27 protein-coding genes, 1 riboswitch and 2 other annotated features are annotated in these 25,775 nt (G+C 39.6%); of the genes, 2 read left to right on the top strand and 25 right to left on the bottom strand.

Translation table 11 applies throughout. The features are described from left to right. Positions 1-90 precede the first annotated feature (90 nt). From rpmA to SAY88_RS03325, 6 genes are all read right to left on the bottom strand, one after another. Positions 91-369 carry a 50S ribosomal protein L27 gene (rpmA, locus tag SAY88_RS03350; protein ID WP_250097012.1) on the bottom strand — a complete coding sequence of 93 codons (279 nt, stop codon included), beginning with the start codon at positions 367-369 and terminating at the stop codon, positions 91-93. Positions 370-374: 5 nt separating this feature from the next. After that, positions 375-716 (bottom strand): ribosomal-processing cysteine protease Prp, encoded by a 342-nt coding sequence (locus tag SAY88_RS03345; RefSeq protein WP_332629287.1) that lies wholly within the window; start codon positions 714-716, stop codon positions 375-377. A gap of 4 nt (positions 717-720) precedes the next feature. Continuing rightward, positions 721-1,029 carry a 50S ribosomal protein L21 gene (rplU, locus tag SAY88_RS03340; protein WP_332629285.1) on the bottom strand — a complete coding sequence of 103 codons (309 nt, stop codon included), beginning with the start codon at positions 1,027-1,029 and terminating at the stop codon, positions 721-723. 12 nt (positions 1,030-1,041) lie between these two features. After that, positions 1,042-1,114 (bottom strand) — a sequence feature (ribosomal protein L21 leader region). Between the two features lie 63 nt (positions 1,115-1,177). Continuing rightward, positions 1,178-2,680, bottom strand: coding sequence for an Rne/Rng family ribonuclease (locus tag SAY88_RS03335; protein ID WP_332629282.1), 1,503 nt, complete (start codon positions 2,678-2,680; stop codon positions 1,178-1,180). Positions 2,681-2,776: 96 nt separating this feature from the next. Continuing rightward, positions 2,777-3,634, bottom strand: coding sequence for a M50 family metallopeptidase (locus SAY88_RS03330; RefSeq protein ID WP_332629280.1), 858 nt, complete (start codon positions 3,632-3,634; stop codon positions 2,777-2,779). A 2-nt stretch (positions 3,635-3,636) separates the two neighbouring features. Next, positions 3,637-4,434, bottom strand: a complete 798-nt coding sequence (locus tag SAY88_RS03325; RefSeq protein WP_332629279.1) for a M23 family metallopeptidase — start codon at positions 4,432-4,434, stop codon at positions 3,637-3,639. Between the two features lie 541 nt (positions 4,435-4,975). On the opposite strand from SAY88_RS03325, the gene SAY88_RS03320 reads away from it, so the two are divergent. Further along, complete coding sequence (locus SAY88_RS03320; protein WP_332629277.1) at positions 4,976-5,896, top strand: aldo/keto reductase; 921 nt, start codon at positions 4,976-4,978, stop codon at positions 5,894-5,896. A gap of 218 nt (positions 5,897-6,114) precedes the next feature. Here SAY88_RS03320 and SAY88_RS03315 read toward each other — a convergent pair whose 3' ends face one another. From SAY88_RS03315 to SAY88_RS03245, 15 genes are all read right to left on the bottom strand, one after another. Further along, positions 6,115-6,639: a MogA/MoaB family molybdenum cofactor biosynthesis protein gene (locus tag SAY88_RS03315; protein ID WP_250097006.1), complete on the bottom strand. Its 525-nt coding sequence runs from the start codon at positions 6,637-6,639 to the stop codon at positions 6,115-6,117. A 275-nt stretch (positions 6,640-6,914) separates the two neighbouring features. Further along, positions 6,915-7,709, bottom strand: a complete 795-nt coding sequence (minD, locus tag SAY88_RS03310; RefSeq protein WP_250097005.1) for a septum site-determining protein MinD — start codon at positions 7,707-7,709, stop codon at positions 6,915-6,917. A gap of 108 nt (positions 7,710-7,817) precedes the next feature. Then, a complete protein-coding gene (gene minC / locus SAY88_RS03305) occupies positions 7,818-8,501 on the bottom strand; it encodes a septum site-determining protein MinC (protein WP_332629273.1) in 684 nt (227 codons plus the stop codon). Positions 8,502-8,671: 170 nt separating this feature from the next. After that, positions 8,672-9,196, bottom strand: coding sequence for a rod shape-determining protein MreD (gene mreD / locus SAY88_RS03300; RefSeq protein WP_332629271.1), 525 nt, complete (start codon positions 9,194-9,196; stop codon positions 8,672-8,674). After that, on the bottom strand, positions 9,193-10,068 hold the full coding sequence (gene mreC / locus SAY88_RS03295) for a rod shape-determining protein MreC (protein WP_332629270.1): 876 nt from the start codon (positions 10,066-10,068) through the stop codon (positions 9,193-9,195). Before mreC ends, mreD begins: the two co-directional genes overlap by 4 nt. 13 nt (positions 10,069-10,081) lie before the next feature. Further along, positions 10,082-11,122, bottom strand: coding sequence for a rod shape-determining protein (locus tag SAY88_RS03290; protein ID WP_332629269.1), 1,041 nt, complete (start codon positions 11,120-11,122; stop codon positions 10,082-10,084). A gap of 263 nt (positions 11,123-11,385) precedes the next feature. After that, positions 11,386-12,078, bottom strand: a complete 693-nt coding sequence (gene radC / locus SAY88_RS03285) for a RadC family protein (RefSeq protein WP_250097000.1) — start codon at positions 12,076-12,078, stop codon at positions 11,386-11,388. A gap of 134 nt (positions 12,079-12,212) precedes the next feature. Then, positions 12,213-12,785, bottom strand: coding sequence for a Maf family protein (locus SAY88_RS03280; protein ID WP_332629267.1), 573 nt, complete (start codon positions 12,783-12,785; stop codon positions 12,213-12,215). A 150-nt stretch (positions 12,786-12,935) separates the two neighbouring features. After that, complete coding sequence (locus tag SAY88_RS03275) at positions 12,936-14,024, bottom strand: hypothetical protein (protein ID WP_332629265.1); 1,089 nt, start codon at positions 14,022-14,024, stop codon at positions 12,936-12,938. Positions 14,025-14,165: 141 nt separating this feature from the next. Then, complete coding sequence (locus tag SAY88_RS03270) at positions 14,166-14,543, bottom strand: type II secretion system F family protein (protein WP_332629264.1); 378 nt, start codon at positions 14,541-14,543, stop codon at positions 14,166-14,168. A gap of 5 nt (positions 14,544-14,548) precedes the next feature. Beyond that, on the bottom strand, positions 14,549-14,707 hold the full coding sequence (locus SAY88_RS03265; protein ID WP_332629262.1) for a type II secretion system protein: 159 nt from the start codon (positions 14,705-14,707) through the stop codon (positions 14,549-14,551). Positions 14,708-14,719: 12 nt separating this feature from the next. Further along, positions 14,720-15,469 carry a prepilin peptidase gene (locus tag SAY88_RS03260; protein ID WP_332629259.1) on the bottom strand — a complete coding sequence of 250 codons (750 nt, stop codon included), beginning with the start codon at positions 15,467-15,469 and terminating at the stop codon, positions 14,720-14,722. Between the two features lie 80 nt (positions 15,470-15,549). Beyond that, positions 15,550-15,846: a type II secretion system protein gene (locus SAY88_RS03255; RefSeq protein WP_332629258.1), complete on the bottom strand. Its 297-nt coding sequence runs from the start codon at positions 15,844-15,846 to the stop codon at positions 15,550-15,552. 104 nt (positions 15,847-15,950) lie between these two features. After that, positions 15,951-16,034: riboswitch (cyclic di-GMP riboswitch) on the bottom strand. Between the two features lie 234 nt (positions 16,035-16,268). Beyond that, positions 16,269-17,564, bottom strand: a complete 1,296-nt coding sequence (locus SAY88_RS03250) for a bifunctional folylpolyglutamate synthase/dihydrofolate synthase (protein WP_332629257.1) — start codon at positions 17,562-17,564, stop codon at positions 16,269-16,271. Between the two features lie 168 nt (positions 17,565-17,732). After that, positions 17,733-20,375, bottom strand: coding sequence for a valine--tRNA ligase (locus SAY88_RS03245; RefSeq protein ID WP_332629382.1), 2,643 nt, complete (start codon positions 20,373-20,375; stop codon positions 17,733-17,735). A 46-nt stretch (positions 20,376-20,421) separates the two neighbouring features. Continuing rightward, positions 20,422-20,657: a binding site (T-box leader), on the bottom strand. A 173-nt stretch (positions 20,658-20,830) separates the two neighbouring features. Here SAY88_RS03245 and SAY88_RS03240 point away from each other — a divergent pair. After that, positions 20,831-21,046 (top strand): hypothetical protein, encoded by a 216-nt coding sequence (locus tag SAY88_RS03240; protein ID WP_332629255.1) that lies wholly within the window; start codon positions 20,831-20,833, stop codon positions 21,044-21,046. 119 nt (positions 21,047-21,165) lie between these two features. Here SAY88_RS03240 and ysxE read toward each other — a convergent pair whose 3' ends face one another. The 4 genes from ysxE to hemL form a co-directional block, all read right to left on the bottom strand. After that, on the bottom strand, positions 21,166-22,194 hold the full coding sequence (ysxE, locus tag SAY88_RS03235) for a spore coat protein YsxE (protein ID WP_332629253.1): 1,029 nt from the start codon (positions 22,192-22,194) through the stop codon (positions 21,166-21,168). Beyond that, the gene (locus SAY88_RS03230) at positions 22,191-23,102 is read right to left on the bottom strand and encodes a hypothetical protein (RefSeq protein ID WP_332629252.1); all 912 of its coding nucleotides are present in this window, start codon (positions 23,100-23,102) and stop codon (positions 22,191-22,193) included. The genes ysxE and SAY88_RS03230 overlap by 4 nt, the downstream gene beginning before the upstream one ends. A 16-nt stretch (positions 23,103-23,118) precedes the next feature. Continuing rightward, entirely contained in the window at positions 23,119-24,324 is a 1,206-nt protein-coding gene (gene spoVID / locus SAY88_RS03225; RefSeq protein WP_332629249.1) for a stage VI sporulation protein D, read from the bottom strand. Between the two features lie 152 nt (positions 24,325-24,476). Beyond that, complete coding sequence (hemL, locus tag SAY88_RS03220; protein WP_332629247.1) at positions 24,477-25,763, bottom strand: glutamate-1-semialdehyde 2,1-aminomutase; 1,287 nt, start codon at positions 25,761-25,763, stop codon at positions 24,477-24,479. Positions 25,764-25,775 lie beyond the last annotated feature (12 nt).

The following is a 25,775-nucleotide window of genomic DNA, read 5'->3' as shown; positions in this document are numbered from 1 at the left end:
TCTGCATCCCATGCTTCTCCAACTCGAATTTTACAATTCAAAACAAAAAAGTCCCCTCATAGCTAGTGCTATAAAGGGACTTTTTCATAATTATGCAGGGTATACGCTCACTTGCTTGCGATCACGACCAACGCGCTCATATTTAACAACGCCGTCTACTTTCGCAAATAGTGTATCGTCTCCACCTTTACCTACGTTCACACCAGGATATACGCGTGTTCCGCGTTGGCGTACTAGGATTGAACCACCTGTTACAGTTTGACCGTCAGCACGCTTAGCGCCTAAACGCTTAGAGATCGAGTCACGTCCGTTCTTTGTACTACCTACCCCTTTTTTCGATGCGAAAAATTGAAGGTTCATTTTTAACATGGAATTCACCTCCCGTATGTTTCATTGACTTGCATATTACGGCTGTATTCTTCAGAGATCGACTGAAGGGATACGACCATCCCTTCGAGTAGAAGTTGTACTTTCTCATATGTCACAGCATCCAAATCGTTCGGAACATGACAGCGGAGAAAGCCACCATCCTCCTCCATTTCAACATCAAGCTCTACTTCACAAAGTGCAGCAATCGCATTGACGGATCCAAAAGAGACAGCTGAAGCTCCAGCACAAACAATATCATGACCATGCGGACCAGCGTCTGCATGTCCACTCATCGTAAAAGAGACAATGTTACGTTCGTCGTTACGTGTTATCTCAACCGTAATCATAGACTTAAGCGTTAATCTTCTCGATTACCACTTTTGTGTATGGTTGACGATGACCTTGCTTACGACGGTAGTTTTTCTTAGCTTTCATTTTCCAAACGATGATTTTCTTTGCACGACCTTGCTTTTCAACTTTAGCCGTAACAGTAGCACCCTCTACGTATGGAGCACCAACTTTCACCTCATCGCCACCTACGAATAAAACGTTTTCGAAGCTAACTGTTTCACCAGCTTCTGCGTCTAATTTTTCGATGTAAACTTCTTGGCCTTCTTGAACCTTTACTTGCTTACCACCAGTTTCAATAATTGCGTACATACTTGCACCTCCTCATATACTCAGACTCGCCATCCCAGGTAGGTTTGAACCTTTGAAAACCTGCTCTGTGCGGTTATAGTTGTTTGGGTGCGACCAAATAACTAACAAGCGATATTGTAGCATATTTTCTTGAATTATGTCAACGTGTTTATTTCTCTTTTAATCGTTCAAGTTGTGCAATAGCTTCTTCTAAATTCCCAATATACCGAAAAGAAAATTTCTCTTCTTGCAAACTTTTATTTGGGTAGACAAGAATACGGAAGCCAAGTGCTTCTTCTAGCCGTTTTAGATGCTCACTTTTTTGTCCAAAAAGTACTGTTGAAACAGTAGCTGGCAACTCCAAGACAATTGCTTCTTCATCCATCCCTCGGTGCTCCCATAAATGTCGTTCAATCTTAAACGCCTGGGCTTCATTCGAAAGAACAACCCCTTTTCCTGTACAGGTTGGACACGTCTTTGAGAGACTTGCTTGAAGATTCTGGCGTACTTTTTTTCTTGTCATTTCTAACAAGCCTAACCCTGTTATGCCAAGAACATTTGTTTTCGTTCGATCGTTTTTCAATGCTTTTTCAAACACACTTTGAACATATTTACGATCTTCTTCTCGCTTCATATCAATAAAATCAATGACGATAATTCCAGAAATATCACGTAAGCGGAGCTGTCTCGCAATTTCCTTCGCTGCTTCGCTGTTCGTTTTCCGAACGGTATCATGTAGGTTTGTTTTCCCTGTAAACTTCCCGGTATTTACATCAATTACCGTAAGTGCTTCCGTTTGGTCTATCATTAAATAAGCTCCATTTTTCAACCATATTTGGCGTCGTAATGCACGCTCAAGCTCTTTTTCAATTCCATATGCCGAGAAAAGGTTTTCCTTCTCACGGTAAAGCGACAACGATTGCTGCAGTTTGGGAAATGGTTCGAGAAGTTCCTTAAGTAATTTATAATCATCAATACAGTCAACAACTAATTCATCAATTTCCGTAAAAGAAAAATCCCGGACAACTCTTTCAATCAAACCAGAGTCTTGATGGATTAACGCTGGAGCTTTTTTGCTCTTACCTTCTTTCCAGAGTTCCTTCCATAACTTACGTAAAAAATGAAATTCTTGCGTAATCACTTCTGCTTGCTTTCCTTCACAAGATGTACGAATAATTAAACCTTCTTTATCCTCAATAATTCCTTCTGCAATTTCTCTCCAACGCTCGCGCTCCCCCTCGTTTGAAAAACGACGAGATACCCCGACATAATCACCTTCTGGCATATAAACAAGAAACTGTCCCGGAAAAGATACAACCCCCGTTAGTCTTGGACCCTTTAAACCGAATCCTTCCTTTGTTACTTGGACTAACAATTCTTCACCTTGCTTAACAAATTCAGAAATACTACGTTCTTTTTTCTTATCCTCATCTTCGTTACATAAGTGAAAGGAGAGTAGGTCATCACGATAAAGGAAGCCATTTTTATCACGTCCAATATCAACAAAAGCTGCTTGCATCCCTGGTAAAACGTTTACAACTCTACCTCTATACACATTGCTTACAATTCTATTTTCAAGTGTGCGTTCAACCATTAATTCAACGACACGACCGTTCTCGACAACAGCCGCTCTTCTTTCTCTTGTCGCCATATTAAAATATATTTTCTTCAATGAGAAAAGCCCCTTTAATTGAATCTTTTCTTCATTGTACCAGTTTCAATGCAAAAAGTCGTACCCATGTACGGTTACGACTTTTTGCCCTCATTTTTATTTATGAAGCAACTGTGAAAGGGGAATATGTGGCTTTTTACTCGTAAAGAGCATTTGTAATAGCTCTTTTTCTTCGATTATGCACGCTGTTCCGTTTTTCACTTGGAATACTTTGTATAAATGATAACGCCCTCGTTTCAGTAACTTCATTGCTTCTCGCAGCGAAAGTGAATCGCGAACCGCTATAATAGACGTTTGCTCTGGCTCGCCACCTTTTTCAGATCTTCGCGCCATAAGAAAGCGCATAAACCTGTAATGCCGCTGCTTCCATTCAAGATAATTTGTAATAAGCAGAAATGATATGACAACCCATAAATTCAAATGATAAGGGAACCAAATTAAGCTTATTAAAATAATCACTATTAAAACAAAACAGGAAATCCACCTAGAAACAGTGAGTGCTTGAACATAAGGAAAACGGTACGTACACCATAGTTGAACAAGTCTTCCTCCATCAAGAGGTAAGATCGGAATCAGGTTAAACAGAAGAATCATTATATTATGCCAAATAAAAAGATGATGATCCGTACTAGTCCAAAAAGACGTTTGAACTAAGCAATAAGACAGAACCATCATCCAAATATGTTGTAGCGGCCCTGCGATAATAACAATCAGTTCTTCGTGAAAAGGCCGATTTCCGACATCTTCCACTTCGGCCACTCCACCAAATGGCAATAATTCAATTTTATGAATTCTCCATTTGAACGAGTGTGCCGCAATCGCATGTCCCATTTCATGAATGAACACAATCAGAAATATCATCAACACTTCTCTAAAATACCCTGTAAACACACCGATGCCGAGGATGAACCAAAATAATGGGTTAACCTTAATTTTCGCTGCAAGTTCTCTCATAATTAATCAAAAGAAATAACTTCGCTAGGATTAATATATTGGTCGCCGTCCTTTAACGCAAAATAGAAAACCCCTTTTTGTGCTTCTTCATTTGTAGAGACTAAACCAATCTTATAACCTGGTTGGATATGGTCATATAAGTTCACTTCCACCTTATCAAGCATGCCATACACTGCTTCTGTACCATCATAATGTTTTACAGTGACGGTCTTCCCAAGATTTCCACCCTCATCATCGGCTCCAACCTTGCTCACCTGTCCACCTTTTACTGCTTCAATTTCTGCGTTCATTCCTGTCTCAATTAAGATTCCTCTTCCATCATGATCAAAATCCTGACTTATTGTACCTGATGCCGGAACCGCATATACCATTTCTACTTGCTCATTTGGATCGCCTTGAGCCATATCCCGATTTGCTGGCACGAGAGCTAATGGTCGCCCGAATTGATTTTCATACCAATTAGCCACTGCTGCAAACTGAATTTCTTGCTCATACGTTTGTTGTACAAAACGTTTCGCCCCTTCTGCTTGAGGAACAGTTGATTGAAAAAGTATAGCAGTCATTAAGAAAATACAAATGGATGCCATTAAGCGAAAAAGGAAAAAATCCCCTTTCGGTACATGTACTTTGGCTCCTTCATCATTTGTAGATGGTGGTACATAAAAGTCAGGCTCTTCTCTCGCATCTTCATGTCGATTTAAGAGCATCGGCACCGTCCGTTCGCGATGTTTAACATTGCTATTGATTTGACGTCGTCTATTTTCTAGTTTTCTACGTACCTTATTTATATCCTTGGACATTTGCTCCCCCATCCTTTTTAAACTAGTTTACTTAACTATATGACTTGTCCGCAGGTGTTATGACATAATAGAGATAGATAAAAAAAGCGGTCTTCCTTTTTTATCTATCTCTATGCAATGTGCGCAGCCGCAGCCTATGTTTTTAGCCCTTTAGGAGCGGTTTTCTCCTAAAGGGCGTGCGGCGTGCGAAGCCATTGCCACGGGCACACTCTTTTGATGTAAAAAGGCCCTTGCTTTTTCATTTATCTCTATTGCAATGTGCGTAGCCGCCGTTTTGTTTTTAGCCTTTTGAGCGCTCTTCTCAAAAGGCGCACGGCGTGCGGAGCCATTGCCACAGAGGACGCTCTTTTAATGTAAAAAAGGCGGTCTTCCTTTTTTATCTATCTCTATGCAATGAGCGCAGCCGCCGCCTATGTTTTTAGCCTTTTGAGCGCACTTCACGGGAAGGCGCACGGGGACGCTCTTTTTTCATGTTTTATTCTTCTACGAACCGGAAAACAAACTAGTATGAAATACCTTATTGCGGAGAGGAGACCTGATAATGAAAACACGTAAACTTGGTCGATCTGATTTAGATGTTAGTGAAGTTAGCCTTGGCTGTATGAGCATTGGAACCGAAATAAGTCACGCAAAAAAAGTCATTGAAGCGGCGCTTGATGGCGGCATCAATTACTTAGACACTGCTGATTTGTACTATCAAGGGGTAAACGAGGAACTTATCGGTGAGATAATTAAAGGCAAACGGAACGATATTATTCTTGCTACAAAAGCAGGTAATCGTTTTGAACAAGGAAAAGAGGGCTGGAGTTGGGACCCTTCAAAAAAACATATAATGACAGCTGTAAAAGATAGCTTACGTAGACTTCAAACCGACTACATCGATTTATACCAGCTTCACGGAGGAACAATTGAAGACAATATTGATGAAACAATAGATGCCTTTGAAGAGCTAAAGAAAGAGGGGGTCATCCGCTATTACGGTATTTCTTCCATACGTCCCAATGTCATTCGCGAATATGTAAAGCGTTCATCCATTATTAGTATAATGATGCAGTATAGTTTACTTGATCGTCGTCCTGAAGAGTTATTTTCTTTTCTAGAAGAAAACGAAATAAGCGTTGTCGCTAGAGGACCTGTCGCTAAAGGATTACTTACTGATCGAACGCTTGAGACAATGTCTGATACCATTAAAGAAAAAGGCTATCTTTATTATTCATACGAAGAACTCGTATCATTACGCTCTAAATTGGAGCACGAGCTACTCGATGGTCGTCCGCTCCAAGCGCTTGCTTTGCAATACTGCCTTAACTCTCCAGTCGTAGCTTCCGTTGTAACCGGGGCAAGCAGTGCTGAACAAGTAAAAGAAAACATTCGTTCCATCGAATCTTTTGATGTTTCAAATGATGAAATCGCTTGGCTAAAACAAGTAACAAAACTAGAACTGTACGAGCAGCATCGGTAGATAGACGAAAAGTTGTGGGGGTGTCTCAAAGATCTGTTTCTGACCTTTTGAGACACCCCCTAAGCAATGAGCGGAGTCGCTAAATCTTTTAAAAGCCTTGAGAGGAGTGGGTTCCTCCCTCAAGAACGTTTTAATTCCAGAAAAATGGCTTAAACCAGCCCGCAACAAAAAGACTGCCCGAGAAATTAATCTCTAAGCAGCCTTTCTTACATTATTTATTACACTCTTACTTTATCCATAAGTATTTCTTTCATGACAGATCCGATTTCAGGAAGAATAATTCGGTCCATTGCTAATTGAATCGCTCCTGTTGGTCGAGGCATCGAGAAGATCGCCTTCCCGTCACGTACACCTGCAATTGCACGACTTAAAATCGCAGCTGTACCGATTTCTTCTTTAAAACTTAAATGGCGAAATAACTCTCCGAATCCCGGCATCTCTTTATCTAAACTATCTCTAACAGCTTCATGCGTCGTATCATGAAGGGCAATTCCTGTTCCTCCTGTAATTAGAATCGCATCTACATCGGCACGAATCGCAGCGATTTTAATCCAGTGTTGAATTAAACTATATTCTGCATTAATTATCTGGTACTCTGTCACACAGTGTCCTTCTTTTTCTAACATTGACCTAATCAGTGCTCCACTTTCATCGTCCTCGTACGAACACGAATCCGTTACCGTTAACACCATGCAGCGAATGCTCTTTGTAGTTTCTTCCAAATGTTCTTCCATCATCGTCATGTATTTTGGCCTCCTATTTTTAAAAACCACATTCTTGAAAACAATCATAACATAGCCTACTTCCTCTGTTACCGAAGTCTGCCAAATAATTGGTACGGAGCTCAGAAAGTGAATGAAAAGAAGCGTCTCGTTACTCACCGCTTCTAATCCTAGTTACTCGATAATTATCAAGAATATTGACAAAATATGAACTTTCAAAATAGAACCTGCACAACCATGCTTTAAAGCATTAAAAAGAGCAAGTGCCTCACATTGGTCACTTGCTCTACAACGTATTACCTTACGCTGAATAGCTTTTTGATTTTAGCAAACATACCCCTTTGTTCTTCGAGTGCCATTAATGGAACAGTTTCACCAAGAATTCTTCGTGCAATATTCCGGTAGGCAATCGAAGCTTTGCTTGTTGTATGAAGCGCGATTGGTTCACCTTTATTTGAATGCTTAATCACTTCTTCGTCGTCGACAACAATACCAAGAAGATCAATCGCTAATATAGAGGCAATTTCATCAACGTCTAACATATCTCCGTTTTTCATCATATGACCGCGAATACGGTTCACAATTAGCCTTGGAGCTTCAACGTCCTCTTGCTCAAGCAAACCAATAATTCGGTCGGCATCACGAACAGCTGAAACTTCAGGTGTCGTCACAACAATTGCACGATCTGCTCCCGCAACTGCATTTTTAAAGCCTTGCTCAATTCCTGCAGGGCAGTCTATAAGAACATAGTCATATTCTTGTTTTAATTCATCAACAATGACTTTCATTTGATCAGGTTCAACAGATGTTTTATCTTTCGTTTGTGCAGCAGGTAGCAAGTACAAGCAGTCAAAGCGTTTATCTTTGATTAATGCTTGCTTCAACTTACAACGCCCCTCTATCACATCAACGAGGTCATAAATAATTCGATTCTCAAGTCCCATGACAACATCAAGATTGCGGAGCCCGATGTCTGTATCCACTAAGCAAACTTTCTTCCCCGAAAGCGCAAGGGCTGTGCCTATATTAGCAGACGTTGTCGTTTTCCCAACGCCACCCTTTCCACTTGTAATGACGATTGCCTCTCCCACGCTGATGACCCCTTTCTATAACGCTCTTCTAAAATCTACGTTTAAATTAATAGTTTTTCACCTTAAAACAAGTGTGCGATCAAAAGACTATCCTCATTAAACATACTCTTACACTTGTAATTGTGCTTCATTTTTTGCAAGTTCTGGATGGGATTGTACAAGCTGCTGAACTCGTCCAATTTTAAAGGCCTTCTGTTCAGTAAGAAATGCACTAGCCATCATTTGTTCAGTTCTTTCTTCTGTATCAAATTGTTTAATTTCATCAGCAATTCTTAACTGAGCAGGAGCTAACAGAGAAGCAGATATGACGGCTTTTTCATTGCCTTCAAAACCGGCATGAGCAATTCCCCTAAGAGCACCCATCACATAAATATTGCCGTTAGCGATTAATGTTCCGCCTGGATTAACATCACCAATTAATAGGACATCTCCATTGACATGAAGCACTTGGCCTGAGCGAACAATACGGATTAATGTTACCGTTTGTGCTTCTTGACGTAATCTCTCAGACTCTTCTTTTGATAGTACACGAGATTCAAAATGATCAACAGCTAAATTACGTCCTTCTGTAATAATGTTCTCTAGTTCGGCCTGCTGATGTTCTTGGAGAAAGCGATATCCAATATCGACTTTTACGAGAACATCAGGACCTTCTGATTGTTGATAATGCTTTGAGGATAACTTTTCGATCAATTCTTCTAGCAAACTTTCATAAGAACAGCTATCATCCAATAGGAAGATTAACCCATCCTTTGTACCTTTTATTGTAACATATTGCTTCTTTTGAACCATTGTTGTGTCCACCTCAGCCTCACTCACCTTCGTTGCTACTCAATAGTATGTTCATTTTACCTGAGTAAAACGAGAAAACAGTGATATTACGTTATTCAACATATCGCATCGAAAACCCTTCTTCCTTATGTAAGAAGATGTAGAAAAATACCGCATATTTTGTCACATTCTTATCGATCACGGAGACTAGCTTGTTTCTGAACATAGGAAAATAATTTTTTTGCAGGGAAGTAAATAATAATGGCAAACGAGACATTTACTATTAACCCTGGTAGGAATCTCTCATGAAAGAAAAGTACCGCTCCTATATCAGCTAATCCAATCAGTCTGTATAGGCCATACTGATAATATTCAAATAAAGAGACAGCCACTGTTGCAAATAACAGATGAAAAAATAAAGAATCCTGGATTTGTTTATATGTATAAGCAAATGCATATCCGATCAAACCAAATCCAAACATATACACACCAAGTAATTGAGTATAGACAATATCATATATAAGACCAAAAACAAGACCGTAAACAATAGAGCTATATCGGCCGAAATGAATACCAATAAAAACAATCATCACGACAAGAAATCGCGGAACTAACGTAACATTCATATCGTGATGAGACGGCGTAATAATCTGAAATAGAGTACCTTCTATAACCAACAATAGAAAGACGAATGTAGGAATATAGAAGCGGCTCACGATGGTTCCTCCTCTAGCAATTCAGGATCAAGGGATGTACTCGTACGTTCAATAATATAGACATAGTCTAAAGCATAAAAATCAGCCGTTGGTTCGATGTAGGCATTTTGAGTTAAACCATATTCATCAGGCTCAACTCGTACAATTTCACCAATTAATAACCCACTCGGATAAACGCCACCTTTTCCAGACGTCATTACCATTTGGTCCTCTTCAATCTCTGCCTCAATATCAATCTTGCGCATAATTAATAACCCTGAATCCACATCATACCCTTCAATAAAGCCATATTCAGGTTGATCCATTGAAATCATTGCTGACACGCGGTTCGTTCGATCATTATCAGATAAAAGTTGAATTCTCGAAGAAAATTCACTTACTTGCTTTACCTTACCTATAAGACCACCTTTAGAATCAATAACGCCCATGTTTGGTTCAATTCCATCATTAGAACCTTTGTTTAAGCCAATATAATCTGTCCAACGGTCAGGGCTACGATGTATAACAACTGCTGATCTCATTAAATAATCATTTAAGCTTTCATCTAGTTCAAGCATATCTTTTAACGTATTGTTTTCATTGCGTAACAAATTCCGTTCTACAGAAATTTGTGCATATTCTTCAAGTCTTGCTTTTAATAGCTTATTCTCTTCATAAATTTGACGGATGTCCCGGACATTTTCAAAGAAACCCGCTACAGCGTATGCGGGTTTCGTAAAAGTGGTCTGCACCCATCCAACAGCATCTCTGATGACTTGTTCTGGTCCTGTGACTTGCTCTCTATCTGTACGCGAGTATCCAATCAACCCGACCAATATGATTATGCTGACAAGAAGAATAATTAATTTTTTATTAGAAAAGAAGGATGGCATGCCGGACACCTACTTACAATTTTCTATCTGAGCGTGATGTGATCCCCGCTTTTGAACGGAATAAATGTAGATTTTCAAGCGCTCTACCAGTCCCAATCGCAACACAATCTAAAGGATTCTCAGCAACTAATACTGGCATGTTCGTCTCTTCACTTAACACACGGTCAAGATTACGCAAAAGCGCTCCTCCACCTGTTAGGACAATTCCTCGATCCATAATATCCGCTGCAAGCTCTGGCGGAGATTGCTCTAATGTATTTTTCACTGATTCAATGATCGTTGCCACAGTATCTGCAAGGGCTCCAGCAATTTCTTCGGCTGTGACTGTAATGGTCTTAGGTAAGCCCGTTAGTAAGTCGCGTCCACGGATATCCATGTCATCAACACCTTCCGGAGCGCCTGCAGAACCAATTTCGAGCTTCAATGCTTCTGCCGTTCTTTCACCGATCATTAAATTATATTTCTTCTTAATGTATTGGATAACCGATTCATCCATTTCATCCCCTGCGACACGAATCGATTGACTTGTTACAATTCCACCAAGTGAAATGATTGCTACTTCTGTTGTTCCTCCACCAATATCAACGACCATACTACCAGTCGGCTCCCATACTGGAAGGTCCGCGCCAATCGCTGCTGCGAATGGTTCTTCAAGGGTATATGCTTCTTTTGCACCAGCTTGCTTTGTTGCATCTTCTACAGCCCTTTTTTCAACTGCTGTTATTCCAGATGGTACACAAACCATCACAGAAGGCTTACGTGTGAAAATCGAACGGTTTTTTAAAGCTTGTTGAATAAAGTATTTCAGCATGGTTGCTGTTGTATCGAAGTCAGCAATAACCCCGTCTTTCATTGGGCGAACAGCCACGATATTGCCTGGCGTACGACCAATCATATTCTTTGCATCATTACCGACAGCTTCGATGGAACCTGTATCAGTTCTTAGTGCAACAACCGACGGCTCACGAACAACGATGCCTTTGCTTTTAACGTAAACGAGCGTGTTTGCTGTTCCTAAATCAATTCCTATATCTTTTGAGAACCCACCAAACATCTATGTATCTCCCTTCATACAAATCCGAAATCATAACCTTCATTATAACGAATTATCATCAAAAAAAATAGCCTTAAGTTCCCCAAGTTTCGTAAAAATCTACGAATACAAAAACTTTCGTGAACATTTCTCAAATTCATCCTTTCACCCTTTACAATGGATACATACCAAAGAAAAAGGCAACACCCCTATGTTACCATTCTCTTACCCGAATCGCTATGCTCTTTACTCGCTCACATCCTTTATAATCATCTGCCGAATCATTATATGACATATCCTTGTTCTTTCAGACTAACAAATTTACGATCACCAATAATAATATGATCAAGAAGCTCAATTCCGAGTACTTTTCCTGATTCTGATAACCGTTTCGTCACTTCAATATCCTCTCGACTCGGTGTCGGATCGCCACTAGGATGGTTATGCATACAAATAATCGAGGCCGCCGAACGGCGAAATGCTTCTTTAAACACCTCACGGGGATGAACAATGCTCGCATTCAAACTGCCAATAAATATGGTTTTACGTAACAGGACTTGGTTCTTCGTATTTAAATACAAGCAATCAAAATGCTCCTGCTGCAAAAAGCGCATATCCTCCATTACATAGTTGGATACATCTTCAGGAGATCGGATCACATAACGCTCATCTGGTTGCATGTTATGAATTCTCCTACCAAGCTCAATGGAAGCTGCTAGCTCAACTGCCTTCGCTTCTCCTATACCATTAACTGTGCACAATTCCTCAATAGCAGCATCTTTTAATAACATAAGTCCATCAAACTTCGCTAAAAGGTGTTGAGCTACTTGTAAAACCGATTCTTTCCTCGTACCACTACGAAGGATAATGGCGAGGATTTCTTGATTCGTCAATGCTTGAGGGCCTTCTTGTAACAAGCGTTCTCGCGGTCTTTCTCGAACAGGGACATCTCGAATAAGGAAGGATGAATGGGACAAAGGAAACACTCCTTTCTACTTTGCACAAAAATGGAGATTTTATGAAGTTTTATAAAAGAGAAAAGAAATTGTTTTTGTACTTGATATGAATACTCGTAATAAGAACATGCTATGCTTCCCAAAAGAACAATCCATTACATGTTTGGCGTTATGTCGATTTTTTTTAATTCTCGCATCGTTCTAGCAAGAGGAAGTCCAACAACAGCGAAATAATCACCAACAATGCGTTTTACTAAAAAAGCACCAAAACCCTGGATCCCATAGCTACCTGCTTTATCAAACGGTTCACCACTACGAATGTACATCGTAATATCCTCCTCTGATAAAGAATAAAACTCTACATCCGTTTTCTCATAAAAAGTCATCACGCCTTCTTGTGAGCAAATAGCCACACCCGTATAAACGCTATGAGTATGCCCAGATAACATTTGGAGCATTGCCTTTGCTTCCTCTTCATTCTCTGGTTTCCCAAGAATTTTATCTTCAAAGGCGACTACAGTATCTGAGCCAAGCACAACAGCACCCTTTGCTTTTGACCATACATCCTCTGCTTTTTGCTTGGCTAATTGCTGTACAACCTCTGCAGGAGACAATCCCTCCTCAACAATTTCTTCTACTGCACTTGTTTGAATGGAAAAAGAATAATGAGCTTGTTCAAGTAGCTCTTTACGCCTCGGGGAACCTGAGGCTAAAATGAAAGATTTCATGAAGGGGTCACCTCTACAATGTTTTCTTTTTATTGTACAGGTTCAAGAGTATAATACCAAATTCTTCTTATCTCAACAATTCGTTTGATAGAAAAACTACCACGACACAAAAAAGGATGAACTCTCTAGCAAGTTCCATCCTTTCTGCTATTACTGCAACGCTTCTACGATTAGCTCATAATTAACAAGTGCATCCAAAAGAGCTTGCTGTGCTTGCCAGAGATCTTTCTCTTCTTTACTATTTACATATGCTGAAAGTTTATCTCCAGCAAGAACCAGATTATCTCCAAGTGCTAGTGCTTGATCTTGAACTGGCTGATTTAAATTAGTAAAGGCTTGATCTCGATCTGCTTGCAAGCTAGCTGTCGTCTTTTCAACTTGCTCGATACGTTCGGAAGTTAATAAAGAACCTCCACCAAAACCATCTACAGTTAACTGTAATAGTTCCTTATAATGAGAAATTGCGTTTGTGAACCAAGCCGTTACTTCTTCTGCTTGTCCAGTAACCGTTTGACCATCAACACGATACGTCTTTAAATACGTATCTTGACCATACCCTTCATATAAAGAACTTATTTTCGTCGCCTGAGCTCGATCTCCACCAGCTCCAATGAACATGTAAATCGGATCTGTCGATTGCGTTAATGCCGCAGCTAACCCTTGCTCTTGTAGCTTAGCAACAATCTCTTGTCCAGTAGATTGCTCACCAAATGCTCCCCCTTGCACCACTTCTAATGCCAAATCTGGGAAAGTATTTCCACCAGCTTCAGCAGCCGTTGGAATCGCACTGGTAACAGTTTCTCCTGCACCTGCTATACTAGCTCCACTCCCCGTAAAGACAGTTAGAACCATGAAGCCCAAGCTTAACCCCACAATAACGGCAGAAAATAAGGCTACCACCAACATAACCGGAAACTTCGGTTTATTTTTAGCATGGTACGATTTTTTCTTCCGTTTAAAAGGCAGCTTCGGACTTTTCTCACTGAAGCCATCATCCCAATATGGCTGTTGATTTCTTTTTCTTTCTTCTTGTTTACTCCCAAAATCTATGATGTTATCTGGTTGAGGAATGATTTCAGATAAATCTTCTGCTGTATTGTCACGGGCCGCTACGATTTCTTCTGAAACATCTTGTGCATTATGTGTATTTTTACTAGAATCATCTTCACGAATGCGATCTTCAATTTTTTGTTCTTTCCCGTTTAAGCGGACCGATATTTTATATTTGTCTTGTTCCATGTAACCACTCCCTTCCTCATTCTTTTTCTTATAATCCTATTCTATTAAACAATAATGGTAGATAGAACAAATTACTGAAAAATTTACTATGAGGGGATAAAAAAAGAAACCTCTATTTTACATAGACGTTTCTTCTAACCTTTAGCCTCCAAAATCGTTGTAAATTGTGAACATTGGTAGAATTGTCGCAAGAACAATCGTACCGACAATTACTTCTAGAATAACGATCATTAGTGGGTCAATGATCGAACTCATGTGGGAGGCCATTTGCTCTACTTCTTCATAAAAATCAGCAACTTTTTCAAGCATCTTATCAAGTTGCCCGGACTCCTCCCCAAATTTAACCATGTGACTAACTAGCTTCGGAAAAACCCAGCTATTATTTAGTGGTTCTGATAAACTTTCCCCCGCACGTAATGATTCTTTTGAGTCATCTAATACTTTTTTGATCACATCATTATTAGCTATTTCCGAACTCATCGTTAATGTTTGTAAAACAGGAACAGAGCTTGCAAACAAACTCATTACAGTCTGAGCAATATAAGATTTCGTGTATCTTGATCTTGGCTGACCGTACGAGAAAATGTCCCTGTCATAATCGTTAGTAGAGGAACGAGGATGATTCCAGCTATAACAATCGCCACAAGCAATTCAATTAACGTTACACCTTTCTCATCCCTCACCCTACTACCTCCTTACCAAAAGCTTGTATACCAATTCCAAATATCAAATCCAAATAAATAGGCAGCTATCGTTCCAATAAAGATAAAAGGCCCAAAGGCAATCGGTTGTTTCCGTTTCACTACTCCTGTCAGCAACAAAATTCCACCAACAACAGCACCAGCAAATGAAGCAAGCACTAGACTCATCACTGTCAGCCAAGGGCCAAGTGCTACCCCAATAGCTGCATAAAGCTTTATATCGCCACCACCCATGCCGCCACGACTGGCAATTGCGATTACTAGTAACAAAACAAAACCAACAACCCCACCAGCTAGATAATACCAAAATGGCTCACTACCAATAAATAGTCGACTAATGAGCAAAACGCCAAGCATTGGCAAAGTAACCACATCTAGAATCAGTTGTTCCCGAATATCTGTTAACACGGAAATAACTAATAAAACTGTAAGGATCAAAGCAGGGATCAATTCCAACTGAAACCCAACAAACGTATAGACAACAAAGAAAGATGTAGCTGTTAACAGCTCTCCAAATGGATATAAAGGAGAGATCTTCACCTTACAATAACGACATTTTCCTTTTAAAAAAAGAAAGCTAAAAGCTGGTATTAGATCAAAGACTGACAGCTTATGTTTACAATGTGGACAATGAGAAGAAGGGAAAGCAATAGATTCTTTTTTTAATAGACGGATGGCTACAACGTTGAAGAAGCTGCCGAGTATAAGACCTAAGACAAAGATATAAATGTCTATAAACACCATATGTATTCCTCTCCTTAATTTAATTTAGAAAAAAGCTGTCGCTATTAGAATTGCGACAGCAAATTACTCAAAACTATACTTTAAGAAGTCGGTTCAGTATAAGTAACTTCGACAGTTCCTTCTGCAATATTTACGCTAGCTCCAGAACGAAGATTAATTTCACCCGAAAGATAATCTGGCACTAACTCATCATAATCTGGTTGACCTGTACTTGTTCTTGGTACATTATTCTCATTTTCGACCATATAGCGATTAACTGCATCTTGAAGCAATTGTACACTTCTTTCGTCTGAAGTAACTGAAGCATTGTCTTGATTAGTCATCACCATCGGAATAACAATCGCAGCAATAATCCCTAAAATAACAATAACAACCAATAACTCAGACGGGCCCACCGTGCTTTTATGAGCTTTTTCAAAATTCAAATTCACTCAAAATTAGTTTATTCTGCATAAAAAAAGACCTCATTTACTTCAAAAAGCAAAATCAAGGCCGGTTGCACCAGTTGCTCTGTACGACTTAGGTGCCCACATACAAGTCGTACTTCATCGCGTTCCAAATATGTAATATTGTTAAACTTAGTGTAATTTCATAGTATCTTAATGTCAATACTATTATCCTGCTAAACGGCAATATCAAGTATTTTCAACAATTTTGTCAATGTTTAAACAAGACTTTTGTTACACTTTTCCAAAAAAAAAACGGTGGTCTCAAATCTCTTCTCCTTCTTTTTACCTATTCGTCCTTTAAAAAAAGAACTCACTAGTTTTATCTAATGAGCTCCTTTCCCCTCTTCACTCTACTCCTTCAACCACTTACCCCTTACAGAAGAAATAAAGTATAGAGAACCTGCAACAATAAGCATTTCATTCTGTTTTAATGCATGTACTTCCTCTTCTAAAGCTTTCTCCCAATCATCTTCAAAACGCTTATTTGCAACTGGGGCTTGTTCATATAATGACTTGCTAGCAGCTGCTCGGAAGAAATCAAAACTAGTAAATGTAAACGAGGAATTCAATTGTTCAAATGGCTTTAATAAAATGCCCATATCTTTTTCTTTCGTTGCCGCAAGCAAAAATCGATATGTTTTATCTGGGTAATGAAGCGTAAGCGTTTTTTCTAGCGATTCCATCCCTTCTTTGTTATGCGCACCATCAATCACGATGAGTGGATCTTCGCTTACTTGTTCAAAACGCCCTATCCAAGTTGTTGCACGTAATCCTTTGTGAATAGAAGACATAGGAATATCAAAATGATAATTCTCCACCAATATTTCCAAAGCCCTTATCGCTACAGCCGCATTTTCTCTCTGATGTGGCCCCGACATTTGAATGGTTACATCATTTATTTGGTTATTCATTTTTTCATAAGAAAATACTTGAAATCTTCCTTCAATTCCGATTAAGGTTTCTTTAAAGTCAATTCCAAGTTGCGTATAAGGAGCCCCTACATTGCGCGAAACATCCCCTATAATCTCCTGAGCTTTTTTTTGCGAGACACCCGATACGATCGGAACACTTGGTTTTATAATCCCTGCTTTTTCAGATGTGATTTCCGGAAGCGTTTCTCCTAATATATGCATATGGTCAAATCCGATTGATGTAATAACTGATACTAGTGGAGTAATCACATTTGTCGAATCAAACCTCCCACCTAAACCGACTTCAAGCAATACAATGTCCGGCTTAGCAATCGTAGCAAAGTAATAGAAAGCAATCGTGGTGATGACTTCAAATTCAGTAGGGCTTCCAAGTTCGGTACTCGTTAATTCATCAACTAATGGTCGAATTTGTTTTCCAGCTTCAACTAGCGCTGCCTCCTCAATAGGAGTTCCGTTAATCGAAATCCGTTCTTCAAAACACTCAATGTACGGGGATGTAAACGTTCCTACTTTATAACCAGCTTGTTCGAGAACATGTCTCATAAAACTGACAGTCGAACCTTTGCCATTCGTTCCACCTATATGAACTGCTTTTATTTTTTGTTCAGGATGTTCAAGACGCTCAAGCATCCACTCCATTCGTTTTAATCCTGGCTTTATTCCAAATGGGAGCAACGAATGGATCCATTCTATCACTTCTGTTCCTGTTTTCACTGTAGACCCCAACCTTTTTTATTATGTATTCAAAAAGTCTATTCTTAATAGTACCGTAGAAGCCTGTCGAATGAAAGGCGGTCTTCTTTTAATAGAAAAATGATCGTAACTTCACCTTTTTTAAACTCAAAAGAAAGAAAGCCCCAAAAGGCTTTCTTTCCTTATTAATTATGCTTTTAACTCAGCTATTCTTGCTTGCACCGTTTCGCGTTTAGCCATATAGTCAGCTTGCTTTGCTTTTTCTTCTTCAATCACTTTTGCAGGTGCTTTTGCAATAAAGCCTTGGTTTCCTAATTTCTTTTCAACACGTTCTACTTCTTTGTTTAACTTATCCAGTTCTTTTTCTAATCGAGCAATCTCAGCATCTAAATCTAGCAAACCAGCAAGAGGCAAAAATAATTCTACTCCTGAGAGAACTTGTGACATTGACTTTTCAGGCGCCTTCACATCTGTTCCTATTTCAAGCTTACTCGAATTACAGAACTTCTCAATATAGCTTTGTCCCCGTGTTAATTTCCCTAACACCTGATCATCTTTTGCATGAACGAGTAACTCAATTTGCTTGCTCATTGGAACGTTTAGCTCCGCTCTCGTATTACGAACAGAACGAATCATTTCCTTAAGCAGTTCCATATCCTCTACGGCCTCTTCGAACATATATGCTTCCTGCTTCTCAGGCCATGCAGCAATGGTAATTGATTCGCCTTTATGCGGCAAATGCTGCCAAATTTCCTCGGTAATAAACGGCATCATTGGATGAAGAAGTCTCATCGTCTGATCTAATACATAGGCTAAAACAGAACGTGTCGTTTTCTTAGCTGCCTCGTCTTCTCCGTATAAAGGCAACTTCGCCATTTCAATATACCAATCACAGAAATCATCCCAAATGAAGTTATACAGAAGTCGTCCTACTTCACCGAATTCATACGCGTCGATTAAGCGTGTTACATCAGAAATCGTTTCTTGAAGACGGGTAAGGATCCACTTATCCGCAATTGTTTTATCACCACTTAAATCAATTTCGTCATACGTTAATCCTTCCATATTCATTAACGCAAAACGTGAAGCGTTCCAGATCTTATTTCCAAAATTCCACGTAGATTCGACCTTTTCCCAGTAAAAACGCAAGTCATTTCCCGGGGAACTACCGGTAGATAAGAAGAATCGCAATGAATCTGCGCCGTATTTGTCGATAACATCCATTGGGTCAACACCATTACCAAGTGATTTACTCATCTTGCGTCCTTCTGAGTCACGTACAAGCCCATGAATTAATACATCATCAAATGGGCGTTTCCCTGTAAACTCAAGACCTTGGAAAATCATTCTAGATACCCAGAAGAAAATGATATCATAACCTGTTACTAATACATTTGTAGAATAAAAACGGTCATAGTCGGAAGAAGACTCATCTGGCCAGCCCATAGTCGAGAACGGCCATAGTGCGGAGCTGAACCATGTATCTAATACATCTTCGTCTTGCTTCCAATTCTCTTCATCTTCTGGGGCTTCATGACCAACATACACCTCTCCTGTTTCTTTATGATACCAAGCTGGAATACGATGCCCCCACCAAAGCTGTCTTGAAATACACCAATCACGAATATTTTCCATCCAGCGTAAGTATGTTTTCTCAAAGCGTTCGGGAACAAAGTTTACTTTTTCTTCTGATTTTTGAAGGTCAATGGCTGCATCAGCTAATGGCTGCATTTTGACAAACCATTGTGTTGATAAATACGGTTCAACAACCGCGCCACTTCTCTCTGAGTGACCAACAGAATGCATATGTTCTTCTATTTTGAAAAGAATTCCTTCTTCTTGTAAATCCTTCACAAGCTGCTTACGGCACTCAAAACGGTCTAATCCTTTGTATTTTCCAGCTTTCGCATTCATAGTGCCATCTTCGTTCATGACAAGGATGCGTTCAAGATTATGCCTATTGCCAATTTCAAAATCATTTGGATCATGAGCTGGAGTGATTTTTACTGCTCCTGATCCAAATTCCATATCAACATAATCATCAGCAACAATCGGAATTTCACGATTCGTAATAGGAAGAGTTACCGTCTTACCTATAAGATGTTTATAACGCTCATCTTCCGGGTGAACGGCCACAGCTGTATCACCAAGCATTGTTTCCGGACGCGTTGTTGCAACTTCAATATGTCCGCTGCCATCTGTTAAAGGATAATTCATATGATAGAATGCGCCTTGAACATCTTGATAGATTACCTCAATGTCTGATAGAGCGGTTTTCGTTTGCGGATCCCAGTTAATAATGTATTCTCCACGATAAATTAAGCCTTTTTCATAAAGTTTAACAAATACTTCACGAACTGCTTTTGATAGCCCTTCATCAAGGGTAAAGCGCTCACGAGAATAATCCAATGAAAGCCCCATTTTTGACCACTGGTTGCGAATGAACGATGCATACTCCTCTTTCCACTCCCAAGACTTTTCTAGGAATTTTTCTCTTCCTAAGTCATAACGGCTGAGTCCCTCTTCTTTTAATTTCCCTTCAACCTTTGCTTGAGTTGCAATCCCCGCATGGTCCATACCTGGTAACCAAAGAGTATCATAGCCTTGCATTCGCTTTACACGCGCGAGAATATCTTGTAACGTTGTATCCCATGCATGACCTAAATGCAATTTCCCAGTTACGTTAGGCGGTGGGATTACAATTGAATACGGTTGTTTCGTTTCATCACCTGTCGCCTCAAAGAATTTTCCTTCCTTCCAAAAAGAATACCATTTCGATTCGGTTTCTTGTGGATTGTATTTTGTTGGCATCGTTAGCTTTTCATCACTCATCATTCTTCCTCCTTAAAATCAAACAAATAAAAAAAACCCCCTCCATCCAAAGGACGAAGAGAGTTCACTCGCGGTACCACCTTTGTTTGCAGCACAAAAAAACTTATGTACTACACACTCAATCTGATAACGGTCAGTTGCCGGCTAAACTTACGAATCAAGGATTTTTCAGGATAGCTGCTCCTAGGCGACATTCGAATCATACATCTTAAGAAATCTCTCAGCTATTGATTTCTCTCTCTGAAAGGTTCTGATTCTACTCTTCCTATTCAATGCATTCATTATTGTGGTTATATTTTAGCTCGAATCGAGCTCATTCGTCAATAAAAGCATCGCCTATTTTTTTCTTTTATATACGTTTTTTGTTGTAATTGAGTAGTAACCAAAGAGCTAGCACAACTATCCTCTAGCTGCATACCGTAATAGAAAGGAGTTCATGAAAGTGAGGTGTTACGATGCGTCGACGTAATTGGCGTTTCCATCATCATCATCACCACCACCATAAAAGCCCACGCTGGTGGTTAAAAGTAAAGGCCATTTTTGCTCAAATTCTTGTTCCTCTTATCTGCTTTCAGTTATTGCGTACTCTAATCTTACCAACTACCTTTGATTTGATTCTGTTAACCATTATGGTCGTGACATATTTTTCAATCACATTACGACTCATATGAAAAAGAGGTTGTCTCATATGGATCTGACCCCCATCGTGACGTACAGTATATATACTCTCACTTGTATAGAGCATATATAGTGTGTGCTTGGGGGTCTGAAACTTAGTTTTGAGACAACCTTATGTTTTATCTATCTGTTGTGCTTGCTGTTCTTGTATGATAATAAGCTTTTGCGTTAGTCGCTGCACTCTGCGCATTGAAGTAAGGCGCTTTTCTAATCTTTGGACATGCTCAAATTCTCGCATTGACCCTTTGCTTGCTACATAAGAATCGACTGCAAAAGCTATTGGCTCTGGAAAGTTTAAATAGGCACATATCAAATGCTTTTCTTCCTCTAACAATGGCAAATGTCGTTCATAATTCATGAACCATTGAAGGACTTCTTCTTCCACCCAATATGCATACTTGAAACTATACCTGCAAAAACTAGCCAAATCTCTTGATGGAGTATCAATGCCCGCTCGCTCAAAATTGAGTAACAACGGTTCATTTTCCGGAGAGAAAAAGGAGTGTGAGCGGTTAACTCTACCATGACATAAAACGGTTCGATATTTCTCTTTCTCTAAGCATTTATCATACCATTTCTTTAAATGGCCCTTCGCAGCTTCCGCCATTTGATCGAGCATAAAAGCATGTGTTATAAATGTTAATTCAAAAGGTGACATATACGTCTTTTGTTCAGCTTGATCAGCGAATCGTTTTAATTCAAGCTGCCGCATTTCCCAGCGATGAAGTAGCTGCTGGTAGGCTTCTTCTACATTCTCTTTTACAAAAGGCTGAGTCTTTACAGTTAAGCGATGTATAATACCAAGTTGAGACGCTAGCTTTTGCTCTTGTGACTCTTTAGCTGTATATTCATTGGTTTCCATCCATGGCATAAGGTAATACGTATGTGTTCCTGTTGAAATTGTGTACTCTCCATATTTCGTTGGAAGAATGGGGATTGCTTTCTTATAACCAAGCTTTGTTAATTTCCTAAGAGCATGAATGAATCCATCAGCTTGTTGTTTTCCCATCGTTGTCTCTTTTAAAGCATACACACCATGATTAGTTGTTACCTTTTTTATTTTCCCAAAATCTTCAACTGACTGAGGATAAAGATCATAGTAAAAGAGCACAGAATCATAAGGCGATTGTGCTTGAATCATTGGGTTAACACCTTCTTTTTCTTTTCTATGAGTGAGCTAATTACTTGAACAAGCTCTTTTGACCGCTCCCATTCACTCGTTACCTTTTGTAACTCTCCTTCGATTTCCTTATCGGTTACATTTCGTTTCACAACGGCCACAAGTCGGTCTAGTTCATACGCTTTTAAACACTCAATTAGTAACAACATTGCCTGATCTCTGGACACCTTTTCGTGCTCGACGATTGCTGATATTAACCGAGTAGCAGAATCCTTCCCATGTTGTTCTAACCAAGTTGCTAAAAATTCTCGTAATGAATAATAGCCTAGCTCAGGGTGCTGCTTTGTTCCATACCAAATGATAACGTCATACACTTTCTTTACCTGATCTATTGATGAGATCGGATCCATTAATGGCATTTTCTCTTCCTTAACTTGTTCCTGTAGAATCTTTACTTTCTTCATTCGATGATCGGATTCACGAAGCAGCGAACGGATAAATGTCCTTTGTTGCTCATTAAAGTAAGACAAATGAGAATACAGAGAACGAAACATGGGCTCCTTTACATTTTTCGGTTTCATTTCCGTTGTTGAATGAAGACCATAATGTATCATACAACCAATCATATTTCCGATCTTGTCTTCATTCGATACTACTTGCAATGGTTGATCAACTTCATCGTGAACCGTTACCCAACCATCTTTCCATTCAATTGCTGGCTCTTGCTCCTTATTCCTAATCATCCGGTCGGTTAGCATATATGGCGTGACACTACATTTGTCACGCCACGTTATATGCCAATCAAGGAGGGCTTTATCGGACCAATAGCGCAACCTTTTTCGACCATGGTCTGTCTCTATCAAAGCTTCATTTACAAATTTGACGTTTCGCCATTGATAATTCTCCTTAAGCCAATCCAACAATTCCATGTTGTAACTCCTTTTTTTAAGACTCTTTGCTAACCGGTATATAAAGGATTTGTCCTTCTTCTACTTGCTCCCCTTGCAAGCGATTCATTCTTACAATTTGACTTGTGCTAATTGCATACCGATCAGCAATCGTGTCTAATGATTCATTTTCTTGAATAATACACATTCTCCATTTTGAAAATCTCTCTTCTCCTTTGGAGAGCATTTTGGTTAAGTATAGAGCATTTTCTTCACGAGGAGTCGGTGCTTTGCTCTTTGATTCATCCGGTTCTTCTTCCTCAGGACGATCTTCTAAAGCCGGTTGCTCATCAATTTCTTTTAATGGGTTCAGATTGATTTTTGTTTCTGGTTGTGCTGGTTCCTCTCTAACTTCTTCAACTACCTCTTCTACTTCATCAACTGCTTCAAGCACTGGTTCAGTAGATTCAACCTGCTCTGTTTCTACTTCTTCTACTCTAGCTACTTCAGGTGTAGCATCTGTAGATAATTCTTTGTGTGAATCATTAGGTCTCAATGTAGGTTCCTCCTCTTTCGGTTGCTCATATCTTGATGTTGGAGACCCCGCCATTGCAGGTGGTTTTTCCTCAGGTTTGTAATATTGATTGTGTGAAGTTATTGCAGCTAGTTGTTCAGTTGACTCAGTTTGGGCTGGAACTTCAGGTTCTGGGCGTCTTTTTGCCTCGAACGAGAATGCAGTTGGAACATCCTCTTCTTCAGGTTCAGGTTGCTGTGCTACTGCTTTTTCAATTTCTTTTTCAACACGCTTTTCAACAGTCACTTGATGGTGTGTCATACCCGAAATGCTTATATCAGCCGTTAGCTGAATGCAGCTTCTTTCTGGTAGGTCATAATCAAACGAGTCTACTTCAACATAGACATCATCAAGATTTTGGATTCGACTTAACGGGATTGTCACATCAATTGGGAAAAAATGTTTAATTTGTCCTGAACCGTCTGAAGCAATTGTTACATCACCTGCTGAACGAAAGGACACTTGTTGTTCGAGCGATTGATTGTTATTACTAGATTCATCCGTGCCTGTAGGCCGATATTCCCCAATGAGACGTAACCCACCCCTAATATAGACATGGTGATCTTTTTCTTCGATTACAATTTCAGGCTCAAGAGACATACCTAAAATTTCTTCTACTTCTTGACCTTTATTTAACCAAACCGATTCCTCAATCGAAAATGATAACTTAGACGGGTGTTCTTGTGTCACGTTGCATTCCTCCTCATCGTATTTTCTACCTTCTGCTACGGTCATAGTCAGTACAATATCACTCTATGACAAGTTCTCTGGCATTATGCAAGTTAACGATAAAAAAAGCCTATTCATTACTACAAATCTTAATAATGAATAGGCTTGTCTCTTTATTTTAATTTTGAAAACGCTACTTCTGCAGCGGCAATCGTTTGATCGATATCCTCTTCTGTATGCTTTGTTGATAGGAACATTCCTTCAAACTGAGATGGAGGAAGAGAAATACCTTGGTTTAACATCTCTTGGAAATATTTCGTGAAATAATCTAAATTCGATGTTGCTGCCTTTTCAAAGTTAATTACTTTCTCATCCGTGAAAAAGAAACCAACCATTGAACCCGCACGGTTAATCGAATGCGGAATTTCATGTTTTTTTGCTGCAGCAGCTAAGCCATTTGCTAAACGATCAGCAAGCTGTTCAAAACGAACATAATCGGCTTCCGTTAATTGAGATAATGTTTCATAACCTGCCGTCATGGCGAGTGGATTTCCAGACAACGTTCCTGCTTGATAAATCGGACCACTTGGTGCAATTTGTTCCATAATTTCACGCTTTCCACCATAGGCTCCAACTGGCAAGCCACCACCAATAACTTTTCCAAGACAAGTAAGGTCAGGTGTTACGCCAAGCTTCCCTTGAGCACAATTGTAACCAACACGGAACCCTGTCATAACTTCATCAAAAATAAGAAGGGTACCATTTTCTTCTGTAATCTTACGAAGTTCTTCAAGGAATCCTGGCTCAGGAGGGACAACACCCATGTTACCAGCAACTGGTTCAACGATCACACCAGCAATATCATCACCGAATTCTTTAAACGCATAACGAACACTTTCTAAATCGTTGTAAGGAACTGTTAATGTGTTCTTAGCAACTGATTCAGGTACTCCTGGACTATCCGGTAATCCAAGTGTAGCTACACCAGAACCTGCTTTAATGAGTAATGAATCACCATGTCCATGATAACAGCCAACAAATTTTAAAATTTTATTACGACCTGTATAGCCTCTTGCTAAGCGAAGAGCACTCATCGTTGCTTCCGTCCCTGAGTTAACCATTCTCACAACTTCAATTGACGGTACTCTTTCGATTACTAATTCTGCTAGCTTTGTCTCAAGCTCACTTGGAGCACCAAAGCTTGTCCCCTTTTCTGCTACTTCTTTTAAGGAGGCAACGACTTTTTCATCGGCATGCCCTAAAATAAGAGGTCCCCATGATAATACATAGTCAATGTATTCATTACCATCAATATCATAAATTTTCGAACCAACTCCACGTTCCATATATACTGGATCCATCTTTACCGATTTAAAAGCACGAACAGGACTATTTACCCCACCTGGCATTACTGGTTTTGCTTTTGCAAATGCTTCTTTTGACTTTGTATATGTACGCATGACTTTTCTCCC

The organism is Halalkalibacter flavus, from assembly GCF_036663575.1.
Classification (GTDB): domain Bacteria; phylum Bacillota; class Bacilli; order Bacillales; family Bacillaceae_D; genus Halalkalibacter; species Halalkalibacter flavus.
The sequence above is the reverse complement of the archived record's forward strand: the minus strand, read 5'-3'. Positions and strand labels throughout refer to the sequence as shown.

Bases quoted from the DNA above. Each gene is read 5' to 3' on its own strand.
- SAY88_RS03320 (WP_332629277.1), top strand. From the start codon at position 4,976: ATGAAAACACGTAAACTTGGTCGATCTGATTTAGATGTTAGTGAAGTT.
- rplU (WP_332629285.1), bottom strand. From the start codon at position 1,029: ATGTACGCAATTATTGAAACTGGTGGTAAGCAAGTAAAGGTTCAAGAA.
- SAY88_RS03325 (WP_332629279.1), bottom strand. From the start codon at position 4,434: ATGTCCAAGGATATAAATAAGGTACGTAGAAAACTAGAAAATAGACGA.
- mreC (WP_332629270.1), bottom strand. From the start codon at position 10,068: ATGCCATCCTTCTTTTCTAATAAAAAATTAATTATTCTTCTTGTCAGC.
- SAY88_RS03260 (WP_332629259.1), bottom strand. From the start codon at position 15,469: ATGGTGTTTATAGACATTTATATCTTTGTCTTAGGTCTTATACTCGGC.
- minC (WP_332629273.1), bottom strand. From the start codon at position 8,501: ATGGTTCAAAAGAAGCAATATGTTACAATAAAAGGTACAAAGGATGGG.
- SAY88_RS03315 (WP_250097006.1), bottom strand. From the start codon at position 6,639: ATGACGATGATGGAAGAACATTTGGAAGAAACTACAAAGAGCATTCGC.
- SAY88_RS03280 (WP_332629267.1), bottom strand. From the start codon at position 12,785: ATGAAATCTTTCATTTTAGCCTCAGGTTCCCCGAGGCGTAAAGAGCTA.
- SAY88_RS03330 (WP_332629280.1), bottom strand. From the start codon at position 3,634: ATGAGAGAACTTGCAGCGAAAATTAAGGTTAACCCATTATTTTGGTTC.
- SAY88_RS03345 (WP_332629287.1), bottom strand. From the start codon at position 716: ATGATTACGGTTGAGATAACACGTAACGACGAACGTAACATTGTCTCT.
- ysxE (WP_332629253.1), bottom strand. From the start codon at position 22,194: ATGATTCAAGCACAATCGCCTTATGATTCTGTGCTCTTTTACTATGAT.
- hemL (WP_332629247.1), bottom strand. From the start codon at position 25,763: ATGCGTACATATACAAAGTCAAAAGAAGCATTTGCAAAAGCAAAACCA.
- SAY88_RS03290 (WP_332629269.1), bottom strand. From the start codon at position 11,122: ATGTTTGGTGGGTTCTCAAAAGATATAGGAATTGATTTAGGAACAGCA.
- SAY88_RS03240 (WP_332629255.1), top strand. From the start codon at position 20,831: ATGCGTCGACGTAATTGGCGTTTCCATCATCATCATCACCACCACCAT.
- SAY88_RS03230 (WP_332629252.1), bottom strand. From the start codon at position 23,102: ATGGAATTGTTGGATTGGCTTAAGGAGAATTATCAATGGCGAAACGTC.
- SAY88_RS03275 (WP_332629265.1), bottom strand. From the start codon at position 14,024: ATGGAACAAGACAAATATAAAATATCGGTCCGCTTAAACGGGAAAGAA.
- rpmA (WP_250097012.1), bottom strand. From the start codon at position 369: ATGTTAAAAATGAACCTTCAATTTTTCGCATCGAAAAAAGGGGTAGGT.
- SAY88_RS03245 (WP_332629382.1), bottom strand. From the start codon at position 20,375: ATGAGTGATGAAAAGCTAACGATGCCAACAAAATACAATCCACAAGAA.